Here is a 3,271-nt window from a genome sequence, read left to right as displayed (position 1 = left end):
TCAGCACGTGCAGGGAGCCAAACCACTTGTGCAGGTTGTGGATGCGGATGATGGGTTCCATACCTCACCTCTTCCCAAGGCCCAAGGCCGCCTCCACGCGGCGGCCCAGGTAGGAGAAAACGCCGGAAACCGCCAGGTACACGAGGCCCAAGAAGAGGTAGACCTCCCGCTCCAACCCCACGTTCTGCGGGTTGGCGAGGACCGCCCGGGCCACGCCCATGAGGTCCAGGATACCGATGAGGGCAACCAAGGAGGTGTCCTTGAAGAGGGCGATGTACTGGCCCACCAGCGCCGGCACCACCGCCCGGAGCGCTTGGGGAAGCACCACGAAGCGCAGCGTCTGGAAGGGGGTGAGTCCGAGGCTAAGCGCCGCTTCCCACTGCCCCCTAGGGATGGCCTGCAACCCGCCCCGAACGTTCTCCGCCAAGTAAGCGGCGGCAAACAGGGTAAAGGCCAAGAGGGCCCGCACCACTTGGGGTAAACGCACACCCTCGGGCAAAAAGAGGGGTAAGGTGACGAAGGCCAGGAAGAGGAGCGAAACCAGGGGCACGCCCCGCACCACCTCGATGTAGGCGACGCTGAGGAGCTGCACTGCGGGAAGCCGACTCTGCCGCCCGAGGGCCAGGGCCACCCCTAGGGGAAAGGCCAGGGCCATGGCGCTCAGGGAAAGGAGGAGGGAAAGGAGGAGCCCGCCCCACAAGGTCAGCGGCAGGGGCAGGAAGAGGAGGAAAAGGACCAGGCCCACCCCCACCGCCAGCCCGGGCCGTGGAAGACGGGCGGCCCGCAGTAGGCCAAGCCAGCCCCAAAGGACGAGGAGCCCCGCCCCAAGGAGGCCATAGGCCCTCCAGGTCATCCCCGGCGGCAGCTGGCCAACAAAGAAGTACCGGAGGTTGTCCCCCACCACCCGCCACTCCGCCCCCAAGGCCCAAAGGACGAGGGACCGCCCCAAAAGGAATAGGAAACTAAGCAAGACCAAGCTCACCAGAGCGTTCCCGGGGCTGCCGAAGAGGGCGCGGAAGAGCCTCATAGCTTCCACCTCAGGGCCACCCGGCGGTTGTACCCGTTCACCAAGGCGCTGATGCTGAGGCTGAGGCTCAAGTAGACGGCCATGACCAGGAGGATGGCCTCGAGGCTACGTCCCGACTGGTTGGCCACGGTGCTGTAGACGGAAAAGAGGTCGGGATACCCCACCGCCACCCCCAGGGAGGTGTTCTTGGCCAGGTTGAGGTACTGGTTGGCCAAAGGAGGCACGGCGATGCGCACCGCCTGCGGGAGGACAACGAGGCGGAAGGTATCCGGGTAGGAGAGCCCCAAGGCGTAAGCGGCCTCCCACTGGCCCTTGGGCACGGCCAGAATGGCCCCCCGCACCACCTCGGCCACGAAGGCGGAGGTGTAGAGGGTCACCCCGATGAGGAGGGCGGCGTACTCCGGAGAGAGGAAGATGCCCCCCAACGGCCCAAAGGGCCCCGGCACCGCGGGGCGCACCGCGAAGGGGGGCCCCAGGAGGGCCCAAGAGGCCAGGAAAAGGGCGAGGCTCCCCACCCGGGCCAAAAGGCCTCGCCGTCGGAAGGCCCAGGCCCAAACCCCTGCCAGCACCAGCCCCCACGCCCCGGGAGCCAGGGCCAGCTCGGGCAGGAGGAGACCCCGCTGGGACAAAAAGGCCCCGGCGAAGGCGATGCCCCGCTCCCAGGGGGGTAGCTTAAGGAGGATGGCGAAGTACCAGACAAAAAGTTGCAGAAGGAGGGGGGTGTTGCGCACGGCCTCCACATAAGCGAAGGCGAGGCCCCGGGCCAAGGGGTTGGCGGAGAGCCGCCCCAAGGCCAGCAAGAGCCCCAGCAACGTGGCCCCCAAAAGGCCCAGCAAGGTCACCTTGAGCGTGTTCAGAAATCCGGCCAGAAGGGCCTGAAGGTAGGTGTCGGAGGGCTGGTAGGGACGAAACCCTTCCCCTGGGGCAAAGGTGATGCCCTCGCTCAAGGAAAAACCCGCCTCCTGCGACAGGAAAGCGAAGCTGAAGGGGATACCCTGGGCCGCCATGCGGACCTTGGCCGTGGTCCATAGCGCGGCTAAGCCCCAGGCCACCAGGCCCAGGACCATCGCCTGTACGAGGAGGTCCCGCGGGCGGGGCATGGGGCTTAGCGGAAGGGCGGGCTGTACATGAGGCCCCCGTACCGCTGCAGGGCGTTCAGGGTGCCCGTGCGGGGGATATGGAAGGGGCTTTTGGGTCCGAAGAAGCGATCGTAGATCTCCCCGTAGTTCCCCACGGCCCGAAGGATGCGGACCACGAAGTCCTTAGGCAGGCCAAGGTCCTGGCCTAGGGTGCCATCGAGGCCAAGGAAGCGGCGGATCTCCGGCACGTCGCTCTTAAGGAATTGGTCCAGATTCTTGCTGGTGATCCCGAACTCCTCCGCCTGAATAGTGGCCCAGACGATCCAGGAAAGGGCATCCCGCCAGCGGGAGTCGTTTTCCCGCACGAACCCGGCTAAAGGCTCCTTGGAAATGGTCTCTTTGAGGATCACCAGCTCCTCGGGGTTGGGGGCGGTGGCGCGGAAGCCCACCAGCTGCGACTTGTCCGCCGTGAAGGCGTCGCAACGCCCTTGCAGGAAGGCCGCCATGACCTTGGCCCCGTCCTCAAAGGTCAGGAGTCGGGTATTCCGCCACTTCCGCGCCCGGATGTAGTCGGAGATGTTCTTCTCGTTGGTGGTACCCTGAGTGGTGCAGAAGGTGGCCCCCTCCAGGTCCCTTAGGGCGTTGGCCCGGCCTTTCTTGACCATCACCCCCTGGCCGTCGTAAAAGGTCACGGGCAGGAAGTCCACACCCAAGGCGCCATCCCGGTTGGCCGTCACCGTGGTGTTGCGGAACGCCACGTCCACCTCGCCGTTTTGCACCGCTTGGAACCGGACCCGGGCATCCAGGGGCACGTAGTCCACCTTGTCAGGGTCGCCGAAGAGGGCGGCGGACACCGCCCGGCAAAACTCCACGTCAAAGCCCGCGTACTTGCCCGTCCTCTGGTCAAGGAAGCCGAAGCCGGGCAGAACGGCGTTCACCCCGCAGACCAAACGCCCGCGGCTTTTCACCACCTCAAGCCGGGACTGCTGCGCCAGGGCGGGCCAGGCCCCAAGCAAGAGCAGCGCCAACCATCCAATCCAGAGCCGCTTCATTCCCCACCTCCTGTCTCAGGGAAGGATAACACCTGGACAAAGCGGGGTCAACCTTGGCGGGGCTTGCCTAGTAAATTGCCTTGTACCCCGGAGGGGGCGGGAGAAGGGAGAGA

3 protein-coding genes are annotated in these 3,271 nt (G+C 65.9%); all 3 read right to left on the bottom strand.

Annotation, left to right across the window (positions count from 1 at the left end; translation table 11 throughout):
* Nucleotides 1-64: 64 nt before the first annotated feature.
* The 3 genes from L0D17_RS12925 to L0D17_RS12915 are packed head-to-tail and all read right to left on the bottom strand — an operon-like array spanning nt 65 to nt 3,158.
* Nucleotides 65-1,027 (bottom strand): amino acid ABC transporter permease, encoded by a 963-nt coding sequence (locus L0D17_RS12925; protein WP_243095669.1) that lies wholly within the window; start codon nt 1,025-1,027, stop codon nt 65-67.
* Nucleotides 1,024-2,127, bottom strand: coding sequence for an ABC transporter permease subunit (locus L0D17_RS12920; protein ID WP_243095668.1), 1,104 nt, complete (start codon nt 2,125-2,127; stop codon nt 1,024-1,026). Before L0D17_RS12920 ends, L0D17_RS12925 begins: the two co-directional genes overlap by 4 nt.
* 5 nt (nt 2,128-2,132) lie before the next feature.
* Nucleotides 2,133-3,158: an amino acid ABC transporter substrate-binding protein gene (locus L0D17_RS12915; protein ID WP_243095667.1), complete on the bottom strand. Its 1,026-nt coding sequence runs from the start codon at nt 3,156-3,158 to the stop codon at nt 2,133-2,135.
* Nucleotides 3,159-3,271: the final 113 nt, after the last annotated feature.

This window comes from Thermus thalpophilus, from assembly GCF_022760915.1.
Taxonomy (GTDB): Bacteria; Deinococcota; Deinococci; order Deinococcales; family Thermaceae; genus Thermus; species Thermus thalpophilus.
Note: the sequence above shows the minus strand (reverse complement) of the source record. Positions and strands in the feature narration are given on the sequence as shown.

Coding starts and splice junctions, on each gene's coding strand:
- L0D17_RS12920 (WP_243095668.1), bottom strand. CDS start 2,127: ATGCCCCGCCCGCGGGACCTCCTCGTACAGGCGATGGTCCTGGGCCTG.
- L0D17_RS12925 (WP_243095669.1), bottom strand. CDS start 1,027: ATGAGGCTCTTCCGCGCCCTCTTCGGCAGCCCCGGGAACGCTCTGGTG.
- L0D17_RS12915 (WP_243095667.1), bottom strand. CDS start 3,158: ATGAAGCGGCTCTGGATTGGATGGTTGGCGCTGCTCTTGCTTGGGGCC.